General features: G+C 64.5%; 22 protein-coding genes. 1 reads left to right on the plus strand and 21 read right to left on the minus strand.

Features of this window, described 5'->3' with window-relative positions:
* The 15 genes from ACTHLA_RS10200 to ACTHLA_RS10270 form a co-directional block, all read right to left on the minus strand.
* A partial coding sequence (locus tag ACTHLA_RS10200; RefSeq protein WP_440188324.1) for a hypothetical protein occupies positions 1-223 on the minus strand: 223 nt, incomplete at its 3' end.
* A 3-nt stretch (positions 224-226) separates the two neighbouring features.
* A complete protein-coding gene (locus tag ACTHLA_RS10205; RefSeq protein ID WP_440188327.1) occupies positions 227-2,584 on the minus strand; it encodes an ABC transporter permease in 2,358 nt (785 codons plus the stop codon).
* Between the two features lie 3 nt (positions 2,585-2,587).
* Entirely contained in the window at positions 2,588-3,292 is a 705-nt protein-coding gene (locus tag ACTHLA_RS10210) for an ABC transporter ATP-binding protein (RefSeq protein ID WP_440188330.1), read from the minus strand.
* A gap of 27 nt (positions 3,293-3,319) precedes the next feature.
* Entirely contained in the window at positions 3,320-4,222 is a 903-nt protein-coding gene (locus ACTHLA_RS10215) for a universal stress protein (protein WP_440188333.1), read from the minus strand.
* A gap of 13 nt (positions 4,223-4,235) precedes the next feature.
* Entirely contained in the window at positions 4,236-4,892 is a 657-nt protein-coding gene (locus ACTHLA_RS10220) for a helix-turn-helix domain-containing protein (protein WP_440188336.1), read from the minus strand.
* Between the two features lie 215 nt (positions 4,893-5,107).
* On the minus strand, positions 5,108-5,755 hold the full coding sequence (fixJ, locus tag ACTHLA_RS10225; RefSeq protein ID WP_440188339.1) for a response regulator FixJ: 648 nt from the start codon (positions 5,753-5,755) through the stop codon (positions 5,108-5,110).
* A complete protein-coding gene (locus ACTHLA_RS10230) occupies positions 5,752-7,287 on the minus strand; it encodes a two-component system sensor histidine kinase NtrB (RefSeq protein WP_440188342.1) in 1,536 nt (511 codons plus the stop codon). The genes fixJ and ACTHLA_RS10230 overlap by 4 nt, the downstream gene beginning before the upstream one ends.
* 183 nt (positions 7,288-7,470) lie before the next feature.
* On the minus strand, positions 7,471-8,118 hold the full coding sequence (locus tag ACTHLA_RS10235; protein ID WP_440188344.1) for a BON domain-containing protein: 648 nt from the start codon (positions 8,116-8,118) through the stop codon (positions 7,471-7,473).
* 88 nt (positions 8,119-8,206) lie between these two features.
* Positions 8,207-8,821 (minus strand): response regulator transcription factor, encoded by a 615-nt coding sequence (locus tag ACTHLA_RS10240; protein ID WP_440188347.1) that lies wholly within the window; start codon positions 8,819-8,821, stop codon positions 8,207-8,209.
* A 293-nt stretch (positions 8,822-9,114) separates the two neighbouring features.
* Positions 9,115-9,792 carry a helix-turn-helix transcriptional regulator gene (locus ACTHLA_RS10245; protein ID WP_440188350.1) on the minus strand — a complete coding sequence of 226 codons (678 nt, stop codon included), beginning with the start codon at positions 9,790-9,792 and terminating at the stop codon, positions 9,115-9,117.
* A 136-nt stretch (positions 9,793-9,928) separates the two neighbouring features.
* On the minus strand, positions 9,929-10,813 hold the full coding sequence (locus ACTHLA_RS10250; RefSeq protein ID WP_440188353.1) for a hypothetical protein: 885 nt from the start codon (positions 10,811-10,813) through the stop codon (positions 9,929-9,931).
* On the minus strand, positions 10,770-13,322 hold the full coding sequence (locus tag ACTHLA_RS10255) for a hypothetical protein (protein WP_440188356.1): 2,553 nt from the start codon (positions 13,320-13,322) through the stop codon (positions 10,770-10,772). The genes ACTHLA_RS10250 and ACTHLA_RS10255 overlap by 44 nt, the downstream gene beginning before the upstream one ends.
* A gap of 2 nt (positions 13,323-13,324) precedes the next feature.
* Positions 13,325-14,083, minus strand: a complete 759-nt coding sequence (locus ACTHLA_RS10260; protein ID WP_440188359.1) for a hypothetical protein — start codon at positions 14,081-14,083, stop codon at positions 13,325-13,327.
* Positions 14,084-14,146: 63 nt separating this feature from the next.
* Complete coding sequence (locus tag ACTHLA_RS10265) at positions 14,147-14,614, minus strand: hypothetical protein (RefSeq protein WP_440188362.1); 468 nt, start codon at positions 14,612-14,614, stop codon at positions 14,147-14,149.
* Positions 14,615-14,889: 275 nt separating this feature from the next.
* Positions 14,890-17,388: a cation-translocating P-type ATPase gene (locus ACTHLA_RS10270; RefSeq protein WP_440188365.1), complete on the minus strand. Its 2,499-nt coding sequence runs from the start codon at positions 17,386-17,388 to the stop codon at positions 14,890-14,892.
* Positions 17,389-17,522: 134 nt separating this feature from the next.
* Between ACTHLA_RS10270 and ACTHLA_RS10275 the strand changes: the two genes are divergently transcribed.
* The gene (locus ACTHLA_RS10275) at positions 17,523-18,395 is read left to right on the plus strand and encodes a universal stress protein (RefSeq protein WP_440188368.1); all 873 of its coding nucleotides are present in this window, start codon (positions 17,523-17,525) and stop codon (positions 18,393-18,395) included.
* Positions 18,396-18,420: 25 nt separating this feature from the next.
* Here ACTHLA_RS10275 and ACTHLA_RS10280 read toward each other — a convergent pair whose 3' ends face one another.
* The 6 genes from ACTHLA_RS10280 to ACTHLA_RS10305 all read right to left on the minus strand — a co-directional run bounded on the left by ACTHLA_RS10280 (position 18,421) and on the right by ACTHLA_RS10305 (position 23,259).
* Positions 18,421-18,648: a hypothetical protein gene (locus ACTHLA_RS10280; RefSeq protein WP_440188371.1), complete on the minus strand. Its 228-nt coding sequence runs from the start codon at positions 18,646-18,648 to the stop codon at positions 18,421-18,423.
* 123 nt (positions 18,649-18,771) lie between these two features.
* Positions 18,772-20,166 (minus strand): L-serine ammonia-lyase, encoded by a 1,395-nt coding sequence (locus ACTHLA_RS10285; RefSeq protein ID WP_440188374.1) that lies wholly within the window; start codon positions 20,164-20,166, stop codon positions 18,772-18,774.
* 42 nt (positions 20,167-20,208) lie between these two features.
* Positions 20,209-21,291 (minus strand): L-threonine 3-dehydrogenase, encoded by a 1,083-nt coding sequence (tdh, locus tag ACTHLA_RS10290; protein ID WP_440188377.1) that lies wholly within the window; start codon positions 21,289-21,291, stop codon positions 20,209-20,211.
* Positions 21,288-22,484: a glycine C-acetyltransferase gene (locus tag ACTHLA_RS10295; RefSeq protein WP_440188380.1), complete on the minus strand. Its 1,197-nt coding sequence runs from the start codon at positions 22,482-22,484 to the stop codon at positions 21,288-21,290. Before ACTHLA_RS10295 ends, tdh begins: the two co-directional genes overlap by 4 nt.
* Positions 22,485-22,603: 119 nt before the next feature.
* Positions 22,604-23,020: a type II toxin-antitoxin system VapC family toxin gene (locus ACTHLA_RS10300; RefSeq protein ID WP_440188384.1), complete on the minus strand. Its 417-nt coding sequence runs from the start codon at positions 23,018-23,020 to the stop codon at positions 22,604-22,606.
* A complete protein-coding gene (locus ACTHLA_RS10305; protein ID WP_440188387.1) occupies positions 23,017-23,259 on the minus strand; it encodes a FitA-like ribbon-helix-helix domain-containing protein in 243 nt (80 codons plus the stop codon). Before ACTHLA_RS10305 ends, ACTHLA_RS10300 begins: the two co-directional genes overlap by 4 nt.
* Between the last annotated feature and the right edge of the window lie 41 nt (positions 23,260-23,300).

Raw genomic sequence — 23,300 nt, forward strand, 5'->3', positions numbered from 1 at the left:
GTACGCGCTGCACTTCGCCCGCTACGGGCGTAGAGACGATGTAGATGTCATGAATGCGCGTACGGCCCTGATCGACGAGAGCGTATTGCACCGGACCGCGATCAATGATGGCGGTTTCCACGGATTTGGCGTGGGGCCAGACCAGCGCCGTCAAGCCCATGGCCAGAAGGAGGGCGGCGGTCAGCCAGAAGATTGTGGCGAGGCTAAGCTTGGGCGGCTTCATTGTCTATTCCCTCGCTTTCAGCACGCCGACCATGTCCAGCCGGTCGATGCTGCGGCGCACGACCAGCGCCGCCGCCGCGACGCAGGCCAGGGTGAAGGCGATGGCGAAGGCGTAGCCGGATGGGTTGAAGACAAACGGAAACGAGAAGTTTTCCGTGCCGAACAGATGCGTCATCCAGACCGCCATCGCCGTGCCGAAGATCAGGGCGAAGGGCAGGCTTAACAGACTCAAGAAAGCGATCTCGCCGATCAGCACATAGGAGGCCTCAAGACGCGTAAAGCCCAGAAAGCGCAAGGTGGCCAGATCGCGCTCCTGCTCGGCCAGGGTGACGCGCGCCGCCGAAAAGGCGACCCCGCCCGCCATGACGGCGGCGAAGGACGAATAGATGGTGGTCAAAAGCCCCATATGTTCGCGGAAGTTCCGCCGCATGGCGCGCTCAGCCAGGGACACGAAGCTGGCGCCCGCCAGTACGGGCGTTGTCTTCAGTTCCGCGTTGAATGGCTGATAATGCGCCGGGTCGATGCGGATCTGGGCGCCGCTGATCTGACCGGGTTCGCGCATCCAGCGCGCCAGAGCGGTGCGATCCATATAGGCGGAGCCGCCAATGACCGGATCGACGACGCCGACGACCCGGAGCGGACCAGCGATACGCCGCCCCCCGGTTTCAATGGTCATGATCCTGTCCCCTGCGCGGGCGTCCAGACGGTTCGCCAGACTGCGCGACAGCAAAAGCCCGTCCGGCGGCGGGCTGAGGGCGCTCAAGTTTCGTCCGACCAGACGGCTCAGGCTCTGCCCGGCGTCGAGTCCGATAATCACCTCCTCGACGGTGTGGTTGCGATGGGAGAAGGTGACGGCGTCGGCGCGGAAGGGTTCGGCCTGAAGCACGCCGGGCAGGCGCGCTATGTCGTGCATGACGGCCTCATCACGGGGTTCAGCCAGACTTAGGGTGACGTTCTGGCGGTTGGCCAGACCGAAATGCACGTCGAGCATATAGGTCATCTCCGCCGGAAAGGACTGGATCACGATCAGGATCGACATGCCCAGACCGATACCGATGGCCGTTGTGGCCGCACGGCGCGGAAAGCGGATCACCCGGCGCAGGATGATGCGGCTTTTGTCGTCGAGCGCCTCAAGCCTGGAGCCGGCCTTGGCGTTTGCGCGACCGAAACGGGTCGGCATGGGCGGGGCCAGCGCCGCCGCTGGCGGCAACCGGGCCGCGCGCCATACGGCGGTTCCGGCGCCCAGCAGCGACGCGCCGAACGCCGCCGCCGCCGCCAGCGCGACGACGCCCGGCGACAGGGCGAAGTCGAGGCTGGGAAAATGGTAGAACTGCCGGTACTGACCGGCGATGAAGCGCCCATAGACGACGCCCGCGCCGATCCCGGCGGCCAGCCCCATCCCGGCGAAGATCAGCGCGCTTTCGGCGTAGTGCCAGGCGATGGCGAGATCGCCGTAGCCCATGGCCTTGAGGAGGCCGATATTGGCGCGCTCCATGGCGATGACCCGGTCCATCGACATATTGACGAGAAAGGCGGCGACCAGCAGGAAGAAGGCGGGGATGAAGGTGGCCAGAATGCCGAGCTGGTTCAGTTCCTCGCTGAGGAAACGGTCGGACATCATGCGGTCGCGGCCAAAAACGCCGGTGGCGCCGTAAGGCGCGGTCAGGGCGTCGATGGCGGTCATCGCTGCGCGCGCATCGGCATGGGGCGCCAGTTGCAGGACCGCTTCATTGAAGGCGCCGCGCATATCGTAGGCGTCGCTCAGGGCGTCGCGTCCCATCCAGATGACGGCGAAGCGTTCGGGTTGTGGGAACATTTCGCCCGGCGCGGAGACGAAGACGAACTCGGGCGAATTGGCGATTCCGGCGACGATCAGGCGCTGGCGATGGCCATGCAGGACGGCGTTCAGCGCCGCGCCCGGCTTCAGCTTGACGGCGTTGGCGAAGGCTTCATTGACCAGAACCTCGTCGCCGCGTTCGGGCCAGCGGCCTTGCGTCAGCGCAAGATCGTTGACGCGCGGGCGGCCTGACGCGGGCAGCGAGATCAGCCGCGCCGACACCGGCTCGACAATCTGCGGCAGGTCGAGCAGGGCGTAGCCGGAGACGCGTGTTTCGATGGCCGCCACGCCGGGTGCTGCGGCGATGGCCCGCGCCAGACGCTCGGGCGCGCGCACCAGATTGACGGCCAGATCGGCCATGTGACGCTCGGCGTAATAGTTGGCGCGCGTGCGCTCAAGCGCTTCGCGCATCCCCACCGCCATGATCAGCACGGCCAGCCCGCAGCCCAGCACCAGCACGACGCCGAGCGCGTGCATGCGCATCCGCCAGATGTCGCGCAGCAGTTTGGCGTCCAGCGCGCGCATGGCTCACCACACCAGTTCAGAGGGCAGGGCGGGTCTGGCGTTTTCGTCGATGGCGCGCACCTGACCGTCGGCGAAATGCACGATGCGCGATCCCATGCGGGCGATGTCGGCATTGTGCGTGACCACAAGGGTGGTCGCGCCATAGGCGGAGTTGATGCGCGACAAAGCCTCCAGCACCTGCACGCCGGTTTGCAGGTCGAGCGCCCCGGTCGGTTCGTCGCACAGCAGTATGGCGGGGCGTTTGGCGATGGCGCGGGCGACCGCGACGCGCTGCTGTTCGCCGCCGGACAGTTGCGAGGGAAAATGGTGCATCCGTTCGGTCAGGCCGACCAGACCCAGCGCTTCCTCGGCGGACAGCGGGTCGTCGGCGATCTCGCGCACCAGATCGACGTTTTCGCGCGCGGTCAGGCTGGGGATCAGATTGTAGAACTGAAAGATGAAGCCGACATGGCGTCGGCGATAAAGGGTCAGCGCCTTGTCCTTCAGCGCGGTCAGCACGGTGTCGCCGAAACGCACCTCGCCGCTGCTGGCGTGGTCGAGCCCGCCCAATATGTTGAGCAGGGTGGACTTGCCCGAACCGGACGGGCCGACCAGCATGATCAGTTCGCCCTGCGTGATGTCGAAACTGACATCGTTGAGGGCCTGCACCGTCATCGCTCCGGCGCCATAGCGCTTGCTCAGGGCGCGGATGGAGAAGGAAACCGTCATGCGCCCCCCTTTTCGCCGCCGTTTTCATCAGTGCGTCATAAGGACAGGCAGGTCGGCATGGCGCAGCACATGGCGGCTGGCGCCGCCGATAACGGCCTCGACCAGGCGATTGTGGCTGTAGGCGCCCATGACGAGCAGGTCCGCATTGTCGTCGTCGGCGGCGCGCAGCAGGGCTGCGCCGGTCGAAGGGACAGGCTGATAGTGTCTGACGTCGGCGGCCACGCCCTGTTTGCGCAGATAGATCTGCGCTTCGCGTAAAGCGGGCGCCCGATCGGAGTTTTCCTCCACATAGATCAGGCTGACATGCTCGGCGCCGGTCAGGATGGACAGGCTGGCCTCCATGGCGCGTTGCGCCTGCGCGCCGCCGTCCCAGGCGATGGCGACGCGGCGCGGCTCGAACAGGGCGCAGGCCGGGCGGCAGACGGCGGGCGGCGCGAACAGCAAGGGTTTGCGCGTCGCTAAGAGCGCGGGCAGGACGCCGGACTCCGTGGTCAGGCCGCCGCTGTCCAGACGCACGGTGACGATGATGTCGGCGCCGGCGCTGAAACGCGCGATGGCGGGCGCCGCGAAATCGTCGACCGGGGAGAACAGCGCTGAGGGCGCCGCCGCCGTTTCGAAAGCCTGTTCCGTGACGCATAACGGAAGGGCGTGCTGACCGATGCAGTCGGTGACGTGGCGCCGCGCCACGGCGATTTCGCGCTCGTCGTCGCGGATCAACTGGTCGATGACGGCGCCGCCGCCAATGGCGCCCGCCACCGCGCCGGCGCCGAGCGGATCAAGTATACTCATGGGCGGGCGCGAAATATGCAGGATTCTCAGGTGCGCCCTTTGCCGACGGGCCAGACCCATGGCGACCCCCAGAGCGTTGAGTTCGGACATTTCACCCTGAAACAGGCATAATATGCTGGCGAAGCGATGCGGAGCGATCATGGCGAAACTCCCGTCAGGCGGTCATGTCTTCGAGAACGTCGCGGCGCAGGATTTCCAGATGCCGCGTCGAAGCCAGCCTTATGACGCGCGCCGACTTCAGACGGGTCAGGACGCGCGACACGGTCTCGATGGTCAGGCCGAGATAATCGCCAATGTCCGCGCGGGACATGGGCAGGTCGATTTCACGCAAGGCCTCGCCATCGCGGTCGGCGCCCATCTCCAGCAGGAAGGCGGCGACGCGGCCCATGGCGTCGTTGCGGCCCACGGTCAGAAGATGGTCATGCGCGCGCTCCAGCGAGTTCAGCGCCAGATTGAGCAGTTCACGCGAGGTTTCGACCTCGCCGCCCGGACGCAGGACGCGCAGACCGACAGGATTGACGGCATCGGCGAAGAAGTGTCGTTCCGCCCCGGCCTCAAAGCCGAAAATCTCGCCCGCCCTGTGAAAGGCGCAAATCTGGCGGCGTCCGTCGGCCAGCAGGCGATAGACGCGCACGACGCCATAAACGAGGCGGTAGAGCGCGCCTGAACGGTCGCCTTCGGCATAGATTTCAGCCCCGGCGTTATAGACCGTCACCGGTCCGGCGACGGCGTCTTCGCCGCCGACTCCTGCTGGATAAGGCGCTATGGAGGGCGGCGTTGCGGGCGAGACGGCGTGGCTGAAATCGTACATGAGGGCTTCTCCCTGAAATGTGGCGATCTCACTCATGGCGCGAATTTGGCGCCTGCGGTATCCGGTCATGTCCCTAGGGGTTATTACCTAGACAGGCGGCGCAGGGCGCAAGCGATTGCCTTGTCAGCATTTTTGGCCAGCATTTTTACCGGCGACCGGCTGTGGTGCGTCAAACGGTCCCATGCCGGGGGCGCACATGCCGGGGGGCGCATCTGTCAGTTGCGGTTCCGATCGGGATCGCCGTTGTCCGCATTCAGGTCCACGGCCAGGGTCATGCGCACCAGTTCCGGCAGGCTGCGCGCCTGCATCTTGGCCATGATGCTGGCGCGGTGGGCTTCGACGGTGCGCGGGCTGATCTCCAGATCATAGGCGATGGTCTTGTTCGGCAATCCTGCGACGACGCCCTCCAGAATCTCGCGCTCGCGCGAGGTCAGTTGCCGCAGCCGATGCCGCACGTCGGCCGGCGCGACGCCGAGGCCGGTCTTGCTATGCGCGTCAAATCGCGCGCACACGGCATGAATGGCGTCGATGATCGTCGCTTCGCTGTAGGGCTTTTCGATAAAATCGCTGGCGCCGGCCTTCATGGCCGCGACCGCCATAGGCACATCGCCGTGACCGGTCAGCACGATGGACGGCGCGTCGATTCCCCGGCGACGTATTTCGGTCAGCAGTTCGAGTCCATCCATATCGGGCATGCGCAGATCGGTCAGCAGGCAAACCTCATCCGGTTTCCAGCTCGCCGCCAGGAAGGCGCGCGCGCTGTCGTGCGCCTTGACGGTGAATCCGGCGCTGACCAGCATAAACGCGAGCGAGGCGCGCACCGGCGCCTCATCGTCGACAATATGGATCACACGCCCGGTCATCTATGTCCCTTGCCATCGGGCTTGCCCTCGAAATCTTCTGCGAGCGGCAGGGTGAAGAAGAAGGTCGCGCCCCCGTCGGCATTGCGTTGCGCACCGATAACGCCGTCATGCGCTTCGATGATGCGCTTGGAGATGGACAGGCCGATGCCCATGCCGCCCGGCTTGCCGCTGACGAACGGATGAAAAAGCTGCTGCGCCATATCGTCGCTGACGCCGGGGCCGGTGTCTGAGATTTCGACGCGCACCTGACCGACGCCATCCGGGCGCACGCTCAGGCTTAATTGGCGGCGCGGCGCGGCGGTCATGGCCTCGATGGCGTTGCGGATCAGATTGATCAGCACCTGCTGGATCTGCACCCGGTCGACAAATACGGCGTCGTCCTCGATCAGCCAGCTTGTCCGCGTCTGGATGCGTCGCGGACGCGTGCCCGCCAGCGCCAGTTGCAGCGCCTCGTCGAACACCGGGCGCAAGTGTTCGCGGGCCATGCGCGTCGCGCCATGAGTCGCCGCTTCGCGCAGATGATGGATGATCTGACCGGCGCGCAGGGCCTGGCTGGTGGTTTCGCGTAAGGCTTCGCGCGCGGCTTCCGCCGGTTTTCCGGGCACGTCCGCCAGCAGGCGCAGGCTGCCCTGCACATAGTTGGAGATCACCGACAGGGGTTGGTTCAATTCATGCGCCAGGGTGGACGCCATCTCGCCCAGTTCGTTCAGCCGCGACAGCCGCGCGACCTCGCCATGCAGTTCCTGCACCTCGTTTTCGGCTTTGAGGCGGTCGGTGAGGTCGTGCATGAAGCCCGTGAAATAGAGCTTGTCCCCGGCGGAAAATTCCCCGATCGACAGAAGGATCGGGAAGGTCGATCCGTCCTTGCGTTGCGCGGTGACGATGCGTCCCTTGCCGATAATGCGCTTTTCGCCGGTTCTCAGATAACGCTGAAGGTAGCCGTCGTGCTTCGAGCGGTCCGGCTCCGGCATCAGCAGGCTGACATTTTTGTTCAGCACCTCTTCGGCCGTATAACCGAACTGGAACTCCGCGGCGGCGTTGATCGAAATGATGCGCCCAGTATCGTCGATCACCGTGGCGGCGTCGGGCGCGGTTTGCAGCATGGAGCGGATCTGCTCTTCGCGCCAGTCAAGCTGGCTCTGGATCGCAATGGCGCTGCGCTGCGAGCGGCGCATCAGCTCGCCCAGGACAATCACCAAGGTAGCGGACACCGCATAGGTAGAAAAGCGGCTGGCCGATTCTTCCAGGTTTTCATGAAACGGGGCCAGCTTCAACGCCAGCGTCGCCGCTAACAGAAAGGTCAGAAACCCGGCGCGCAATCCGCCGGTCAATGAGGTCGCCAGCACGGCGAACTCAACCAGCATGAAGGATATGCGCGAGGCGATAAGCGGCTCAATCCACAAATAGGAGATGAAGGCCAGCGGCGCCAATATGATCGCAAGGACGTAGCTGGGCCAGCCTTCAAAGCGGCCTGACATGATGGCTGTTAAAATCGGACGCGAACGCATCGGCGGCGCAAGAGCGATGTCCATCACGGCAGCCGTCTCCGCAGGCCAAAACTGCGCGACCCAAACTTGCGGTGCCCAAACTTGCGGTGACCACGTCTTATTGCGCTTATCGAAGGCCGCATCGTCATGAATGGCGTCTTATCTCCTGAAGCCGCACTAAATCCTGTTTGCGGGCGGGCGGATTTGATCGCAGTTAAATGCGCGTTGTCATTTCAGCGCGAGGTGATCGGCGACCGAGGCGACCCCGCGCGTGGACCAGGCGGCGTGTTCGGCTATGCCGCGTTCATGCCAGGCGCTGACCTTGCCCTCCAAAGTCACCTGTCCGCCGGACACTTCGACCCGGATGGCGTCCGCCTCCAATGCGGCGTAGCGTCGCAGCGCGTTTTCAATATTGCGTTTGATGTCGTCGCTGCTGACGGGCGGGGCGATCAGGAGGTGATTGCTGACGCCGGTGACGCCGCTCAGCCTGTGGACGGCCTCGGCGGCGGCGTCCTTCTGGAATTGCCAGTCCACCTTGCCCTCCAGCGTCACCCAGCCGCTCTGGACCTTGACCTTGACCTGTCCCTCGGGTAGCCGCGCGTCCCAGGCGATAATGTCCAGGGCGCGTCGGGCGATTTCCGCATCGCCGGTCTTCTTATCTTCGGGATAGACGACCTTGATATCCTGCGCGACGGCCAGAACGCCCTTGACGCGCAGGGCGATTTTTTCCGCCGTCACCTTTTCGGCGTAGCTGCCGACCGTTCCGGCCAGGGTGGCGACGCCGCGCGCCACCGCGACCGCTATGCGGGCGGCGTCAATGCCGGGATCGAAGGCCAGTTCGTCCAGGATATCCTGACGCAGTTGCAAGTCGTTCATGATCGGTCTCCGAAACTGGGTTTGCGCCTGACGCATAGCGTCTTTTCCCACGAAGACCTTTGACGGGCGTCAAACGCCTCAGCGCGGCTTAAAGCGCTATGCCACGCGCGCTCAAGGTCAGCCGCACCAGATCGGTCATGCTGGCGGCCCGCATTTTCGCCATGATGCTGGCGCGGTGGAGTTCGACCATGCGTGGGCTGATGTCGAGATCCTGTCCGATGGCGCGGTTGGAATAGCCGGACATGATGTCTTTCAGCACCTGACGCTCCACCGAGGTCAGATCGCGGGCGCGGGCGTCAATCTCAGACGAAGGGGGGAAACGTGAGCCGCCGTCGCTGGCGTCCCGGATGGCGCGCAGAAGCGTCTCTCCGTCGAAGGGCTTTTCGATGACGTCGAAGGCGCCGGCCTGCATGGCGGCGATGGCCAGCGGAATGTCGGCCTGCCCGCTGAGCACAATCGTCGTTATGGCGGGTGTGCGGCGCGAGAGGTGTTGCAGCAGCTCCACCCCGTTCATGTGGGGCATTTTCAGATCGGTGATGAGACATATCCTGCCGTCGCCGTCCGCCTGACTCAGGAAATCGGCGCCGCTCGCATGCGTCGTGACGGACAGACCCGACGCCGTCAGCAGAAAAGCCAGAGCCTTGCGGTTCTGTTCATCGTCATCGACGATGTGAATCTTTAGCCTCTCGTCCCCCGCGCCCACGTCACACCCGATTCTCGTCGGTATGACTTAAGCCTGCGATTTTTTTGACGCTTAACTGGCCTGTCACATAAGCATGCACGGTTCCGACCGTCAGGCCGGTAGGTTTTATCGCTTTCATGGTACCGCAACCTGAGCAGGATCGATCTTGTCGCCATCAGTCCCCTGTCAGGGCGCGCAAGTAAAGTCCATCAATCGAGTTTCAACTTACGGTATGCACCCTATATGAAATGACGCGCTTTCATTTAACCATAATCAAAAAAAATCGCCTAAAAGGCGTCGTCTGCGGTGACAGCTTAATCGCGCAGCCCCAGAACGAGCGCCTGCGTGGCGGCGCTTGAGCGCGTGCCCAGCTTGGCGTAGATGGCGCGTATGTGCGAGCGGACCGTATGCACCGACACCCGGCAGGCCGTGGCGATCAGCTTGGGGCACTGGGCGCGCGCCAGCCCCAGCAGGACGCGCGATTCGATGGGGGTGAGGCCGAAGACCTCGGCGACCGCCGCCAGTTCGCCGTCCAGCACCGGGGCGGCGGGTTTGATCACCAGCTCGATGAGGCCCTCTGACGGTCCATCGGCGTCCTGCAGCAGACGCGAGCGGATCACGGCCCAGTCGCCATTGGCCAGATGCGCGATCTTGCGGCGCCATCTGCGGCCGCTGTTGCGAGATACGACAAGCATTTCGTCGAGATCCGATTGAGATTTCGGCGTCCCCAGGCGCACGCGTCCGCCTGTAAAGCTGACAACGCCCTGTTCAATCAGCTCACGCGCTTTGGCGTTGCCAAACTGGACGCCGAGGTCGAAGCTGAGAATGAAACGGGCGTCCTTGTCGAATTCAAAACTATCGGACAGCCAGCTTTGCTGATCATGCCCGCCCGCCGTCAGGCCGACCGACAGGCGGTCCAGCGACGCTCCGATCGCAACAGGGGCATGATGGTGCGCGTGATGAGACGGTTGAGAGATGGGATATTGCAACATAGGGTCATTTCCTTCGCGTCAGCCCTCGCCGGGGGCTTTTTGAAAGTCCGCTGCAGGTTTGCGTCTGAAGGGACGGCGCCAGACTACCAGAGCGAACCTGTGATGAATTGATACAGGTCAAGCCTGCGGCGCGCGTTCATCGTGGAGAGACGTCGATGGTGATGACGTCGCTGTAATGGCCTGCCATCTTGCCCTCCACGGCGCCGAGCGTGACATCCAGCGGCAGGGAGAGGCCGTCGACGCTGGGCGGGGGATCGAGCGCCCGCAGGTTCACCTGCGTCAGGTTAAGCGCCTTTCCATCCAGATTCGCCGTGTAGGCGACCGGTTCGGCGGACGGCAGAGTCTCGTTGCGCATGACGCCGCCATTGCGCGAGCTTACGACCGCCAGGACCGGGGTGTTGGCGCGCACCTGCACGAAGGCGCGCCTTTGTTCGCCGCTCGACATCTGCCCGAAGTCGAGCGTCGACAGCGTGCCCTGCCCGAAATGACCGGAAGCGCCGGCGATATTGACCTGGGCGCGCGAGGGTACGTTCAGCAGAAAGGCGCCGCGGCTGATGACGCGCGCAGCCTGACCGTCGAGGCGGGCGCTGACCGCCAGAGGCGTTGTATAGCTTCCCGGCGCAAGCACCGCGTCGCGGCTCAGGACAAGCTCCCAGTGCGCCGTGTCGGCGGGATGGTCCGGCGTCAGATGCAGCGTGACGTCCTGACCGGCGGCGAACGCGCCGACAGGCCGAATGTCGAACAAGACGGCAGGTGCGCCGCCAATCGACAGGTGGTCGATCGGGCTAAGGTCGTCCTTCGTCAGGGAGAGAACCGGATCGCAGCCGTCCGGGTCGTCCAGCCGCGCCGTGACGTCTGCGGTCGCGCGCACGGTTGCGAAGGCGAACGGATCATAGGCGACGGGCGAAATGCGCAGATCGCTCAGGGTTACGGCGCAGGCCTGAGCCGTTCCCGCCAGCACAAGCGGGACAAGCGCGCTAACGGCCAGGCTGATCGCCAGATTGGCCGCCAGATTGGCCATTGCGGGAAATATCGATTTTGCCGACATTGATAAGGCCTTTCCTGTCATTGGGGATGGTGAAGCGCGCGACCGGAGCGTCGTTGAAGACGATCTCGTAGTCGCCCGGTCCGAGGCTGTCGGCGGCGAAGCGTCCCGCCGAGTTGGTGAAGATGGTCTGCGGCGCGAACGCCTTGTCGGTCAGGCTGCGCAGCTCGAAGGTCTGCTGGGCCAGCGGCGCGCCATCCTGGCTGAGGTAACCGAGCGCCAGCTTCCAGTAAGGCGAGCCGATCTGCACGCGATAGCCGGTCGCCGCGCCCGGGAAGACATGCGCGGTCGTGTCGCCGAAATCGTAGGTGTCCGGCGCGCCTGTGACGTCATATCCATAGGTGCGCTCAAGATAGACGCCATCAAGCGGAACGACGGCGGGCAGGAGGCCGCCGCGCGCCGCCACACGACCCGCCTCGTCCCGGACAGTGACGCGGGCGCCTTTGAGACTGTCATGCACGGGAAAGGCGATGAAGCCGCGCGGAGCGGGGCGGGCGAGACTCCAGGCGCCGTCGGCGAACACCAGGGCCGAGGAGACGCGCAGGTCCGACAGGCGCGTATCGCCGCCATTGGCGTTGTCGGTATAGATGACATTATCCTCGGCATGGGCCAGCATGCGGTTGCCGTAATAATCGACATAACCGGAGACGCCCTGGTGATCGCTGTCCTGCGAGACCTGGATGCGCCCGCTGACATCGCCGACCGCCTGATCGGCGTAGCGCGAAATATTCAGCGTGCGGCTGTGCGGCGCGCGCGTATCGTAAAGGGCGTTGGCCGAGGTGCGCTCGCCCAGACGCAGGTTGAGCGCCAGCAAGACATAACCGCCGTACCCGCCGCGCGGGCCGCGTTCGACGCCGAGTGTCAGGGCCGTGGACAGGCGTCGATAGGCCCGCGTCGCCGAAAATTCCAGACGGCGTTCCGCCGGACTGTGGCGAAAGTCCTCGGCGTGCAGGCCAAGGGCGAGGGTGCGCAGCGCGCTGCGCCACTCTAAACGGCTGTCGACGCGCCAACGCTCGTCGTTTTGCGATGGCGCGGTCTGCCAGGGCGAAGCAAAATTCGCCGACACGGTCTCAGCCGAGACGGTGGCGACAAAGGATTTTTGCAGCCGCCCCTGATGCTCGTGGCGAAAATCCAGCGCCGCCGCTGAACCGCTGCGGCCGCGGTATCGGCTCACGGCGGCGGTCAGCCCCAGGATGCCGGGACGCGCGCCGAGGCTGAGTTCGCCGGAGGCCAGACTGTTGCCGCCGCCGAACTGTCCGCCGCCGCCCAGGGTGAAGCGGTCGCCGAAGCCGCGCCGCCAGTAGCCGGAGGCGATGATCGGGCCTGCGTATTCGCCCTGATTGAAGCTGGGCCGTTGCGCGGCGGAGAAGGCGAAATCGGTGACGCCGCTGGCCAGAAGATTGGTGGAATTGAATAGGGAAAGCGAGGCGACTTCGCGTCGGCCATAGATGTCTTCGACTATCAGCTTGACGGCGCTGCTGCCATAGGGCGCGCCGAAATCGGAGAACTGGTAACGACCGGGCGACATGCGCATGCGTCGCGTTTCGACGCCGTTGACCAGAACGATGACGGTGGAGTCGCGGTCGAGCGTCAGGGCGCTGCGCCCCGATGGATGGATGTTTTCAAACGGGCGGATGCCGTCATAGTCGCGGCTGACGCTGACGCCCAGCGCCGCGCCGCCGCGTTGAAACCCGGTGACAGGCACGTTGAACTCGCCCGCGCTGACACGGATGGCGCTGTTGAAGAAATCCCGGCTGAGGCTCGTTTGCGCGCGCGTCCATTTGGTCCCCGACGAGAGGTCGGACCACAGCCCGCCGAAGCGGAAGACCGTTCCGCCAAATCCGCCCGCGGTGACGACGCCGTCGATTCCGACCTTGAGCGGTTGGCGCGTCGTCTCGCCGAGCGAGCGCGTATAGACCTGATCGACGGTGGCGTTGATCGCCGCGGCCAGCCGCGCCGGCGGCCGCATGCGCGCAAAATCCGGCGCCCCACGCCCGAAGACGCTGACCTGCTCAATGCGCAGATTGTCGCGACTGGCTTCGATATGCGCCTCCAGGGTGGCCATATCGAAACGGAACACCAGACCCGCTTGCGAGAGTTGCTCGATCGGAACCTCGCTCCGTCCGCCGATCTGGGTTTCCAACGCCGATCGGGCGCTCGGCGACAACAGATCGCCAAGCAGCGCCATCAGACGCACGCAGTCGATGGTCGCATGTCCCGCAGCATCGACCTCAACCGTGATGTCGCCGAGGTTTTTATCGTTCAGGATCAATGGCGCGATCAGCGATGTACGTCGCTCTTGCGGCGGTTTTGGCGACGGTTTTGGCGACGCTTTTGGCGGCGTCTGTGAGGTTGAAGCGGCCGTATTCGACGCCTGGGCGACGGGCGGCGCAGTTTGCGCCAGGGCCTGACTCCAGATCGCCGCTGCGGTCGCCGGCGCGGCGTAAAGCCACTTGCGGCGACCGCGGCCATATGGGCGGAACATGGTCAGCCCGCCGAAGCGAGCTGAAGCTGCGCGCCTTGACCGATGGCGCCGTCAAGAACGACGCGCCGCTGGGCGCCCGGCGCCAGCATGGAGGTCTCGCCGAATTTCAGCTTCATGATCTCCAGATCTTCGCTCTTGCCGTTGCGCAGGAGCCGCCATTTCAACGCGCTGAGATCGGCGACGGCGTCGCCGGAATTGGCGACCGTGGCGACAAATCCCGCCGATTTGGCGTCCTTACCGGCAAGCGGCGTCAGATTGCTGACGATGGCGACATCATCATGCGCCTTGAGAGGCTGCACGACGGCGGTGGTGTTGAAATTCAGCATGATGGCGACGCGCGACGTGGTGCCGGGCTTCACCTCGCGTTCGACATAGTTGATGTTGAGCTGCTTGACGCGCACCACATAGATGCGGCCCTGCGTGATGGCGGGGTCGCCGATATAGCGAACCTGAAAGGATTGCGCAGCGCCCGGCTTGATGCTGGCCTGGGGCGGAAAGATCAGAAACTGGTCGTCCGCAGGCGTAAAGGCGCGTTTGCCGTCAACGTCGACATCGACGCTGAACACCGCCAGCTCGGCGTCGAGCTGAGTGGCGTCGGTGTTGATGACGGTGAGGCGCGTCTGCGATTTTGGGCCCTTGGGCGCCAGAAAATAGGTGAGAGGTTGCACCTGATAGGCGGTGGCGGTGACGCCAAGACATAAGGATGTGGAAAAAGCGGCGAGCGCGATGGCCGCAAAGCGACGGGTGACGGGAGTGACCATGTGAATAAACTCCGCGAAGATCAGAGAAAAAGCGGCGGCGCCGGGCGCCGCCGCTCCGGGGACTTAGTTGACGGTGAGCGTGAAGCTTTCCGAATAAGTCCCCGCCGCCCAGGGCAGACGGCTGACGACCATGGTCATGTCGCCAGGGACGCCCAGGGCCAGCTCCGGTCCCGGCACCAGGGGCACATTGGTCGTGCTGGTGGAGCTGGGGATCTGGTTGGTCTGATAGGCGTTGATCGGACCGGCGAGATCGACGCCATAGGTGTAGGCGATGGCGTCAATGCCGTCATTCTTCAGGTTGCCGTTCGACGGCGTCACCTTCAGGGTCGGGTGCAGACCATAGTTGCATTGCACGACAAGGTCGGCGATGCGTTGCTGCGACAGCTTGTTGATGTCGAACGCCTGGTTGGACACCGTCACGCCGCAGACTTGCGGTACGTTGCCGCTGGTGGTGACGGTGGCGGCGAAGGCCGAACCGGACACGGCGGCGGCGGCGATGGCCGCGATGGCGAGAATACCTGTATAACGCATGATGAATCTCCTATTCTAGAGGGGTCTATGGAAAGCCCTGAGCTTTCGCCCCCTATTCAGACGCAAAACGCGCGCAGCGGCATCGCGCAGCCGTATTAGCAATGTTGCTATTCTTAACTATTTTTAAATACATATATCTATCACTTTGAAATATAATAATTATTTACCACTAGTATTGCGAGCGCCCAACCTGCGAATACACGTCGCACAGGCGATTTGATCTTTATCAATTTGCAGATATGCGTCCGACGTCTTCAAGCGGAGGCGCGGTCTGTTCACCGCGCAAAAGCGCGTCGCCACAACGGCTTGAGCGCTTCCAGAACCGTCACGACGATGACCGCCGCTAAGGGCGCCGGACTGAGCGCGGCCAGTTCCGGCGACGTCATGTCAAGCACAGCATGCAGCCACGGCGTCGTCAGGATCAGCGTCAGCGAGATCGCAACGCCCAGGACCAGCAGGATGAGCGCTCTGCCGGGCTTGCGCACCGCGGCGACCAAAGATCCCTCATAGCTGCGATTGACCAGAACCAGACCGACGAGAACGAGCGTCAGGCTGCAAAACACCAGCATGCGCGCCTGGCTCGCGTCCAGCCATTGCAGGCCGAGGACAAAAACGGCGGCGAGGACGGTGAAACCGACAAGGCCCTGCACCAGACCCCACAAGAGCAGTCGTCCCGGCAGCAGCGGCGCATTGGCGCGGGCGGGTTTGCGCCGCATGATATCGGCTTCGGGCGCTTCGTTCTCGAAGACCAGAGAGCAGGCCGGATCTACGATGAGTTCCAGAAGGGCGATATGCAGCGGACCCAGTATGACCGGAAGACCCGTGAGGAGAGGCAGCAGCGCCATGCCGGCGATCGGCACATGCACGGAGACGATAAAACACATCGCCTTGCGCAGATTATCGTGAATGGTGCGGCCCAGGCGGATGGCGGTGACGATGGCGCTGAAATTGTCGTCCAGCAATACCAGAGCCGCCGCCTCGCGCGCGACGTCGGAGCCGCGTCCGCCCATGGCGACGCCGATATGCGCGGCTTTGAGCGAAGGGGCGTCGTTGACGCCGTCTCCGGTCATGGCGACAATCTCGCCGTCCTTTTTCAGGGCCTCGACGATGCGCAGCTTCTGCAGCGGCGTGATGCGCGCAAAGACGCAGCAGTCGCGCGCGGCCTTGGCCAGGGCGTCGTCGTCCATGGCCTGCATCATATCGCCGGAAATGACGATCTCGCCTGGCAGGCCCGCCTGCCGCGCGATGCTGGCGGCGGTGAGGGGATAGTCGCCGCTGATCATAATGACTCGCACGCCCGCCGCGTTGCAGGCCCTGACGGACTCCGGCACATCCTCGCGCAGCGGGTCGGCCAGCCCCGCCAATCCCAGATAGGCGAAAGTGAAGCCGCGTTGCGTCTCAGGCAGGAGGCCGTCGTGCCGCGCCCCGGCGATCGCCAGCACGCGCATGCCATCGCGCGCCATCAGATCGACGGCGCGCATGACCTTGTCCCTTTGCGCGTCATCCAGTCCGCACAGCTCGCAGACGGCTTCGGGCGCGCCCTTGGCGGCGATGCGCGGCGTGTCATCGGCGTCCCTCCACACCTGAGTCATCGCCATCAGGTCCGGGCGCAGACCATAGGCGCGCACGAGATCGCGATCGTTTTGCAGCCCCATGCGCTCGGCCAGGGTATGAAACGCCGTCTCCATCGGATCGAAGGGCTGGCTCTCGCTGGCGAGAACGCCGGTCAGGGCCAGATCGAGGAAGGCCTCGCCGTCCGGTGACGCGGCCGAACGCCAGATGCGGTCGTCGGGCAGCCGCATCTCCACGACCGACATCTGGTTCTGCGTCATGGTGCCGGTTTTGTCGCTGCACAGCACCGTCGCCGCCCCCAGCGTCTCAATGGCGGCGGCGTCGCGCGTCAGTACACGGGCGCGCGACATCCGCCACGCGCCCATCGCGGTGAAGATGCTGAGGACGAGTGGAAACTCCTCCGGGATCATCGACATGCCCAGAGCGACGCCGCCAAGCGCGGCGGCCAGCCAGTCGCCCCTGAGAAGACCATATGTCACGAAAACGACGGCGCATACGCCTGCGGCCAGCAGTCCGAATATGCGCACAAGGCGCCGGGTTTCGCGGCGCAGGCGCGGCGGCTCGCGCACGAGCGCGCCCAGGCTGCGGCCGATCTGGCCGATCTGGCTGTTAAGGCCAGTCGCGGTCACCTGCGCCAGCCCCCCGCCACGGACGATCAATGCGCCGCCCCAGACCTTGTCGTCGAGCGTCACAGCCTTGCTCACCGGCGCCGATTCGCCCGTCAGCAGCGATTCATCGGCCTGCAGATCGTGGCATCGCAACAGACGCGCATCCGCCGCGACGCGTCCGCCTTCCTCCAGCACGATCAGGTCGCCGCGCGCCACTTCGCGCCCCTCGATCCGTCGCCGGACGCCGTCGCGTATCACCCAGGCGCGCGGACTGGTCATGCGCCGCAGGCTTTCCAGAACGCTCTCGCTGCGCGCTTCCTGAATGATGGCGACGGCGATGGTGATGCTGGTGAAGGCGGACAGGATGGCCGCTTCCAGTCGGCTGCCGAGCAGCAGATAGATCAGGGCCGCCGCCAGCAACAGGCTCACCATAGGCTCGCGTACGACATCGGCGGCGATTCGCCACAAGGCGCGCGCCTCGGAATGCGGCAGTTCATTGAAACCCTCTTTACGCAGGCGCGCCGCGGCTTCGGCCTCGCTCAGCCCGACCGGTTCCTCCGTAGCAACTGCGGGTGGTGGGTTGGTTTCGGACATGATCGCCTCCAGTCCGTTCGCAGACTGTCCTATGTCCGGCCTCTACGGCTTGATCGCGGTCAATGCGGCGACGGAACGCGCCGCCAGACTTACATCGCCAGACTTAAATCGAAATCGCGGCGCCAGGAGGCGTTATGACCGTCAAATCCATTCTTTGCCCGTATCAGGGTTATGAGTATGAGGCTGCTGCGCTTCAGGAAGCCTGTCGGCGCGCCGCTGCGGCGGGAGCGGAGTTGCGCATCCTCTACATCACCGGCCCCATCGCAGCCTATCCCGATCTTTATGGCGCGGATGTCAGGACGCTGGAGACCGAGGCGCTGGATGAGGTCGAGCGCGCGCAGATAGCGGCGGCGGGCGTGGTCAAGAGGTTTAACCTGCCTTTCAGCGTCGAGCGCCTCGCCCCGTCGGCGCCGACCTTGCCCCGCGCGATATTTTCCTCAGCGACCGTATCGGTTTCCGCCGCCCTGCCGCCGTTCGGACGCGTTTCGGACCTTGTGGTCATCGGGCGGGCCGAGACGGGGCCGGAACAGGATCTCCATACCGTCGTGACCGCGATTTTAGAGACAGGCGCGCCCGTTCTGGTCATGCCGCCCGGGCTGGTCATGCCGCCCGCGCCTGCGAAGGCGGCCCCCGGCGAAGGCGCGGTTGTGGTCGCCTGGGACGGAAGCCTGCCGTCGAGCCGGGCTTTGCGGGCCGTCGCCGCCCTGCTGCCGCCCGGGCGTCTGGTGCAGCTTCTGCGCATCCGATCGGCCCGCGAGACATCTCCTGGCTCGGAGTCAGGCGCCGTCAACTGGCTGGAGCTGCAGGGTTACCGGGTCCATGTCAATCATAGCGGACCATTCGCGGTGACGGCGGCGGAAGCGGTGCTGCGCGCCATTGAGGACATGGACGCGAGCCTGGTGTTTATGGGCGGCTATGGCCACAGCCATCAGGGCGAGATGCTGTGGGGCGGGGTCACGCAAGACATGCTCCGGCATGCGCGGACTCCGCTTTGCCTCTGTCACTGAATTCCCGGGTCACTGAATTTCCGGGTCACTGAATTTCCGGGCCTTCATTCGACCGATGCGCCATGAGCATGCCGATGGCGATGCCGGACGCCAGACCGGCGGCGGTCGCGGCGGTCAACGCGACATTGGGATGGGCGATGGCGCTGCGACGCGCCTCTCTGGCGGCGATGCGAAGCGATTGCGCCATGTCCCTGACCTGATGGCGCATATCGGAAATGGCGTGGTTGTCATGTTTGCTGGAGGTGAAGAACATCGCGCGGCTCCTCTGCTGTGCGTTTGAGCCTAGCATTAGGCAGGCCTGAAAACCGGGCCTTGATGAGCGTCAAACATGCCCCTTTTCAATCCTTTCAGTTCAGGCGCGGCGGATGACTTCGCCTCAACACTCGATGACGTTGACCGCCAGACCGCCCTGCGAGGTTTCCTTGTATTTGGAGGACATGTCGATGCCGGTCTGGCGCATGGTCTCGATCACCTGATCGAGCGTGACGCGGTGCTCGCCGGTGTCGCGTATGGCCAGTCGCGCGGCGTTGGCGGCCTTGACCGCGCCGATGGCGTTGCGCTCAATGCACGGTATCTGCACGAGGCCGCCGACCGGATCGCAGGTCAGGCCGAGATTATGCTCCATGCCGATCTCGGCGGCGTGTTCGATCTGGGCCGCGTTCCCGCCCCAGACCGCCGCAAGCCCCGCAGCGCCCATCGAGCAGGCGACGCCGACCTCGCCCTGACAGCCCATCTCCGCGCCGGACAGCGAAGCGCGCTGTTTATAAATCATGCCGATCCCGGCGGCGGTCAAAAGGAAGCGCCCGATCTTCCCGTCCGCGCGCGTATCGCCTTCGTTCCAGCCGTCAAAGGCGCAATAATAGCGGATCAGGGCCGGTATCACCCCCGCCGCGCCGTTGGTGGGGGCGGTGACGACGCGACCGCCGACGGCGTTCTCCTCATTGACCGCCATGGCGAAGACATTGAGCCAGTCGAACAGGCGCTCCGACTCCTGATTGTGCTGCTCGTGCGTCAGGGCCTCGAAAAGCCTGCGCGCGCGGCGCTGGACGCTGAGGCCGCCGGGTAAGACGCCCTCCGAGCGCAGGCCGCGGTCAATCGCGCCGCTCATGGCCTGCCAGACGCGCAGGAGACCTGCATCCGTCTCGGCGCGCGGGCGTTTGGCGTCCTCATTGGCCAGAACGACATCGTAGATATTGCAGGCGTGTCGCGCGCATTGCACAAGTAGTTCCGCCGCCGAGGCGAAGGGCAGGGGGCCGTTGGCGGCCAGGCCGATCAGGTCGTTGTCCGGCGGACGGCTCAGTTGTTCCGCCGAGGCGATGAAGCCGCCGCCGACCGAATAGAAGGTGGTGGCGAAAACCTCCGCGTCCGCCTTGTTATACAGGCTGACCGTCATGCCGTTCGGATGGATGTCCGGCAGGATGTCGCCGCGAAAATCGACGTCGCGGCGATAGTCGAAATCGACCGTCGGGCCGCCGAACAGGCGCATCTCGCCGCCGTTTTTATACCGGGCATAAAGGGCTTGCGCCTCGTCGGGGTCGATCGTGTCCGGCTCTGCGCCGAGAAGGCCGAGAATCGCCGCCTTGTCCGAGCCGTGGCCGATGCCGGTCAGGGCCAGCGATCCCTGCAATTCGACCTTCACCCTGACGGCGCGATTCAGCGCTCCGGCGTGATGCGCGTCGATCAGGGCGCGCTTGGCGATGCGCATCGGCCCGACCGTATGCGAGCTGGACGGGCCGATGCCGATTTTGAAAATGTCGAAGACGGACAGCATGGCCTTATCTTTTCGCAGCAGGAGAGTCTGTTTGGGAAGGCGCTACGCCCAGTTCAGCACGACCTTGCCCGACTGACCAGAGCGCATGATGTCGAAGCCCTGCTCGAAATCGGCGGCGGGCAGGCGGTGGGTAATGATGCGCTCCAGCGGAAAGCCCGCCTCGATCAGGCCCAGCATCTTACGCCAGGTCTCGAACATTTCGCGGCCATAGACGCCGCGCACCGTCACCGCCTTCATGATTACATCCGACCAGTTGAACAGGGTCTCGCCCGCCGGTATGCCGAGCAGGGTCAGAGCGCCGCCCATGCGAAGATGCTGAAGCGCCTGTGGAATCGCCGGTTTGGCGCCGCTCATCTCCAGCGCCACGTCATAGCCGTGCGTCACGCCCAGTTCGTGACGGACATCGTTCAGATCTTCCTTCGAGACATCGACCGTGCGCACATCGGCGACTGTCGCCGCCAGCGCCAGACGATACGGATTGATGTCGGTCAGGGTCACCGACCGCGCGCCCGCAAATTTGGCCACGCCCGCCGCCATGATGCCGATCGGACCGGCGCCGGTGACGAGCACATTCTGGCCCAGCATGTCGGTCTGCTGCACGGTATGGACCGCATTGCCGAACGGGTCCAGCACCGCGCCGAGTTCATTGGACACGCGCTCCGGCAGGGGCACGACATTGAAGGCCGGGACCACGACATAGTCGGCAAACGCGCCGGGCCGGTTGACGCCGATGCCTTTAGTGTCCGGGTCGAGATGGAAGCGGCCCATGCGCGCGGCCTCGGAATTGAGGTCGATGACATGCCCCTCGGCGGAAACGCGCTGACCGAGGCGCAAAGATCGCGTCACCTCGGGTCCGATCTCGACGATCTCGCCGGCAAATTCATGGCCGGTGATCATCGGGACCGGCACATTCTTCTGCGACCAGTCATCCCAGTTATAGATATGGATGTCGGTGCCGCAGATGGCGGTGTGCGTCACCTTGATCAGCACATCCTGCGGGCCGGGTTGCGGCACGGGCGCAGAGGTGCGCCAGATGCCCGGCTCAGGCCTGAGCTTGGCAAGGGCCGTCATCTGAGTCGGCAGGGTGCGCGCGGTCATGCTGAGAGGCCTTATGTCGTCGCTCATTGGACCACCCCCAGCTCGCGCCCGACTTTGGTAAAGGCGGCGATGGCGGAGTCGATCTGTTCAAATGTGTGCGCCGCCGACATCTGGGTTCGTATGCGCGCCTGACCGTCCGGCACGACCGGATAGGAGAAGCCGATGACGTAAACGCCTTCATCCAAGAGGCGCGCAGCCAGGGCCTGCGCCAGACGCGCATCGCCGAGATTGACCGGAATGATCGGATGCCCGCCCGGCAGGAGATTGAAACCGGCGGCCTGCATGCCTGTGCGGAAGCGCTCGGCGTTCGCCGTCAATTGTGCGCGCAAATCATCGCCCGCCTCGGCTAGGTTGATGGCCTTCATGGAGGAGGCCGTGACGGCCGGGGCCAGGGCGTTGGAGAACAGATAGGGCCGGGCGCGCTGACGCAGCAGGTCGATGACCGGCTTTTTCGCCGCAATATAACCGCCCATGGCCCCGCCCAGCGCCTTGCCGAAGGTGCCGGTCAGAATATCGACGCGGTCAGACACGTTCAGCCGATGGGCGGTTCCGGCGCCCTTCGGCCCGACAAAACCGGTGGCGTGGCAGTCGTCCACCATGACCAGAGCGTCATAGCGGTCGGCCAGGGCGCAGACGCCCTCCAGCGGCGCATAATAGCCATCCATCGAAAACACGCCGTCGGTGGCGATCATGATGGTGCGCGCGCCGTCCGCCCGCGCGGCTTTGAGCTGCGCTTCAAGATCGTCGAGATCGGCGTTGCGGAAACGGTAACGTTTCGCCTTGGAAAGCCGCACGCCGTCAATGATGGAGGCGTGGTTGAGGCTGTCGGAGACGATGGCGTCCGCATCGCTTAAGAGTGGCTCGAACACCGCGCCATTGGCGTCGAAACAGGCGGCGAACAGGATGGCGTCTTCCTTGCCGACGTAAGACGCGATGCGCGCCTCAAGCTGCTTGTGCAGGTCCTGCGTGCCGCAGATAAAGCGCACGCTGGCCATGCCGGAGCCGTGGGTGCGCAACGTTTCGCGGCCCGCCTCGATGACGTCGGGATGATCGGCCAGGCCCAGATAGTTGTTGGCGCAGAAATTGATCACTTCGCGCCCGTCCTGCAAGGTCAGGGCGGGGCGCTGCATGGAGGCGATGACATGCTCCGGCTTCTTCAACCCGCGCGCCTCGATATCGGCGAGCGTGTCCAGCACATGGGCGTAAAATTGCGAGCGCATGGCGTTTCTCCATTATAGTGGAGAAAATGTACAATATGATGCGATTTGTTGCAATTGAAATTATAGCGGCTGGCGTCGCAACCGTTCAGACCGGATCGCAAGCAGGCAAGGGCCTTCGATCAGGAGAAGGGATTAAGTAGTGTCAGGCCAAGCGCTTCAAAGTCTTTCACATTACGTGTCGCGATGGCGGCGTCATGCATTCTGGCGATGGCGGCGATCTGGGCGTCGAACTGGCTGATCGGGCGGCCTGTTCGTTCGCGCGCGGCGACAATATCAGCATAGGCGGTCGCGCATTCGGCGTCGAACGCCAGGACGCGACCGGCGAAGTCCTCAGCGAAAATGGCCGTAATCGCCGCCATCAGGCCTTCCCTGCGCCGTCCCGCCTCAAGCCGCGCGACGCCGTAACGGATTTCGGCTTCGGTGATGGCTGTGGTGAAGACCTGCGCAGGCGTCTGCGTTCCCAGCCACATGATCACCGCCGGATCGGGGGCGGGACGCAGCAGTTCGGACAGCACATTGGTGTCGAGGACAATCATTGGAAATCCGGTGGCGTGCGCACGGCTTCGCGCAGCGGCAGATCCAGATCTGCGCTGATGCCATTGAGGCGCCCCAGAATGGATTGCGCCAGATTCTGAGGCTTCGGCGCGCTGGCCGACAGGGCCGCGCGCAGGATGTCGCGCGCCTCATCCTCCATCGAGCGATTGTGCTCGGCGGCGCGAATCCGAAGCCGCGCTTTCAAAGCGTCGTCGAGATTACGGATTGTCACACTGGCCATGGAGCTTGCCTCCCATCAATGATTGCATATTAATCATTGAT

Source organism: Asticcacaulis sp. (assembly GCF_051956075.1).
In the GTDB taxonomy this organism is placed as follows: Bacteria; Pseudomonadota; Alphaproteobacteria; order Caulobacterales; family Caulobacteraceae; genus Asticcacaulis.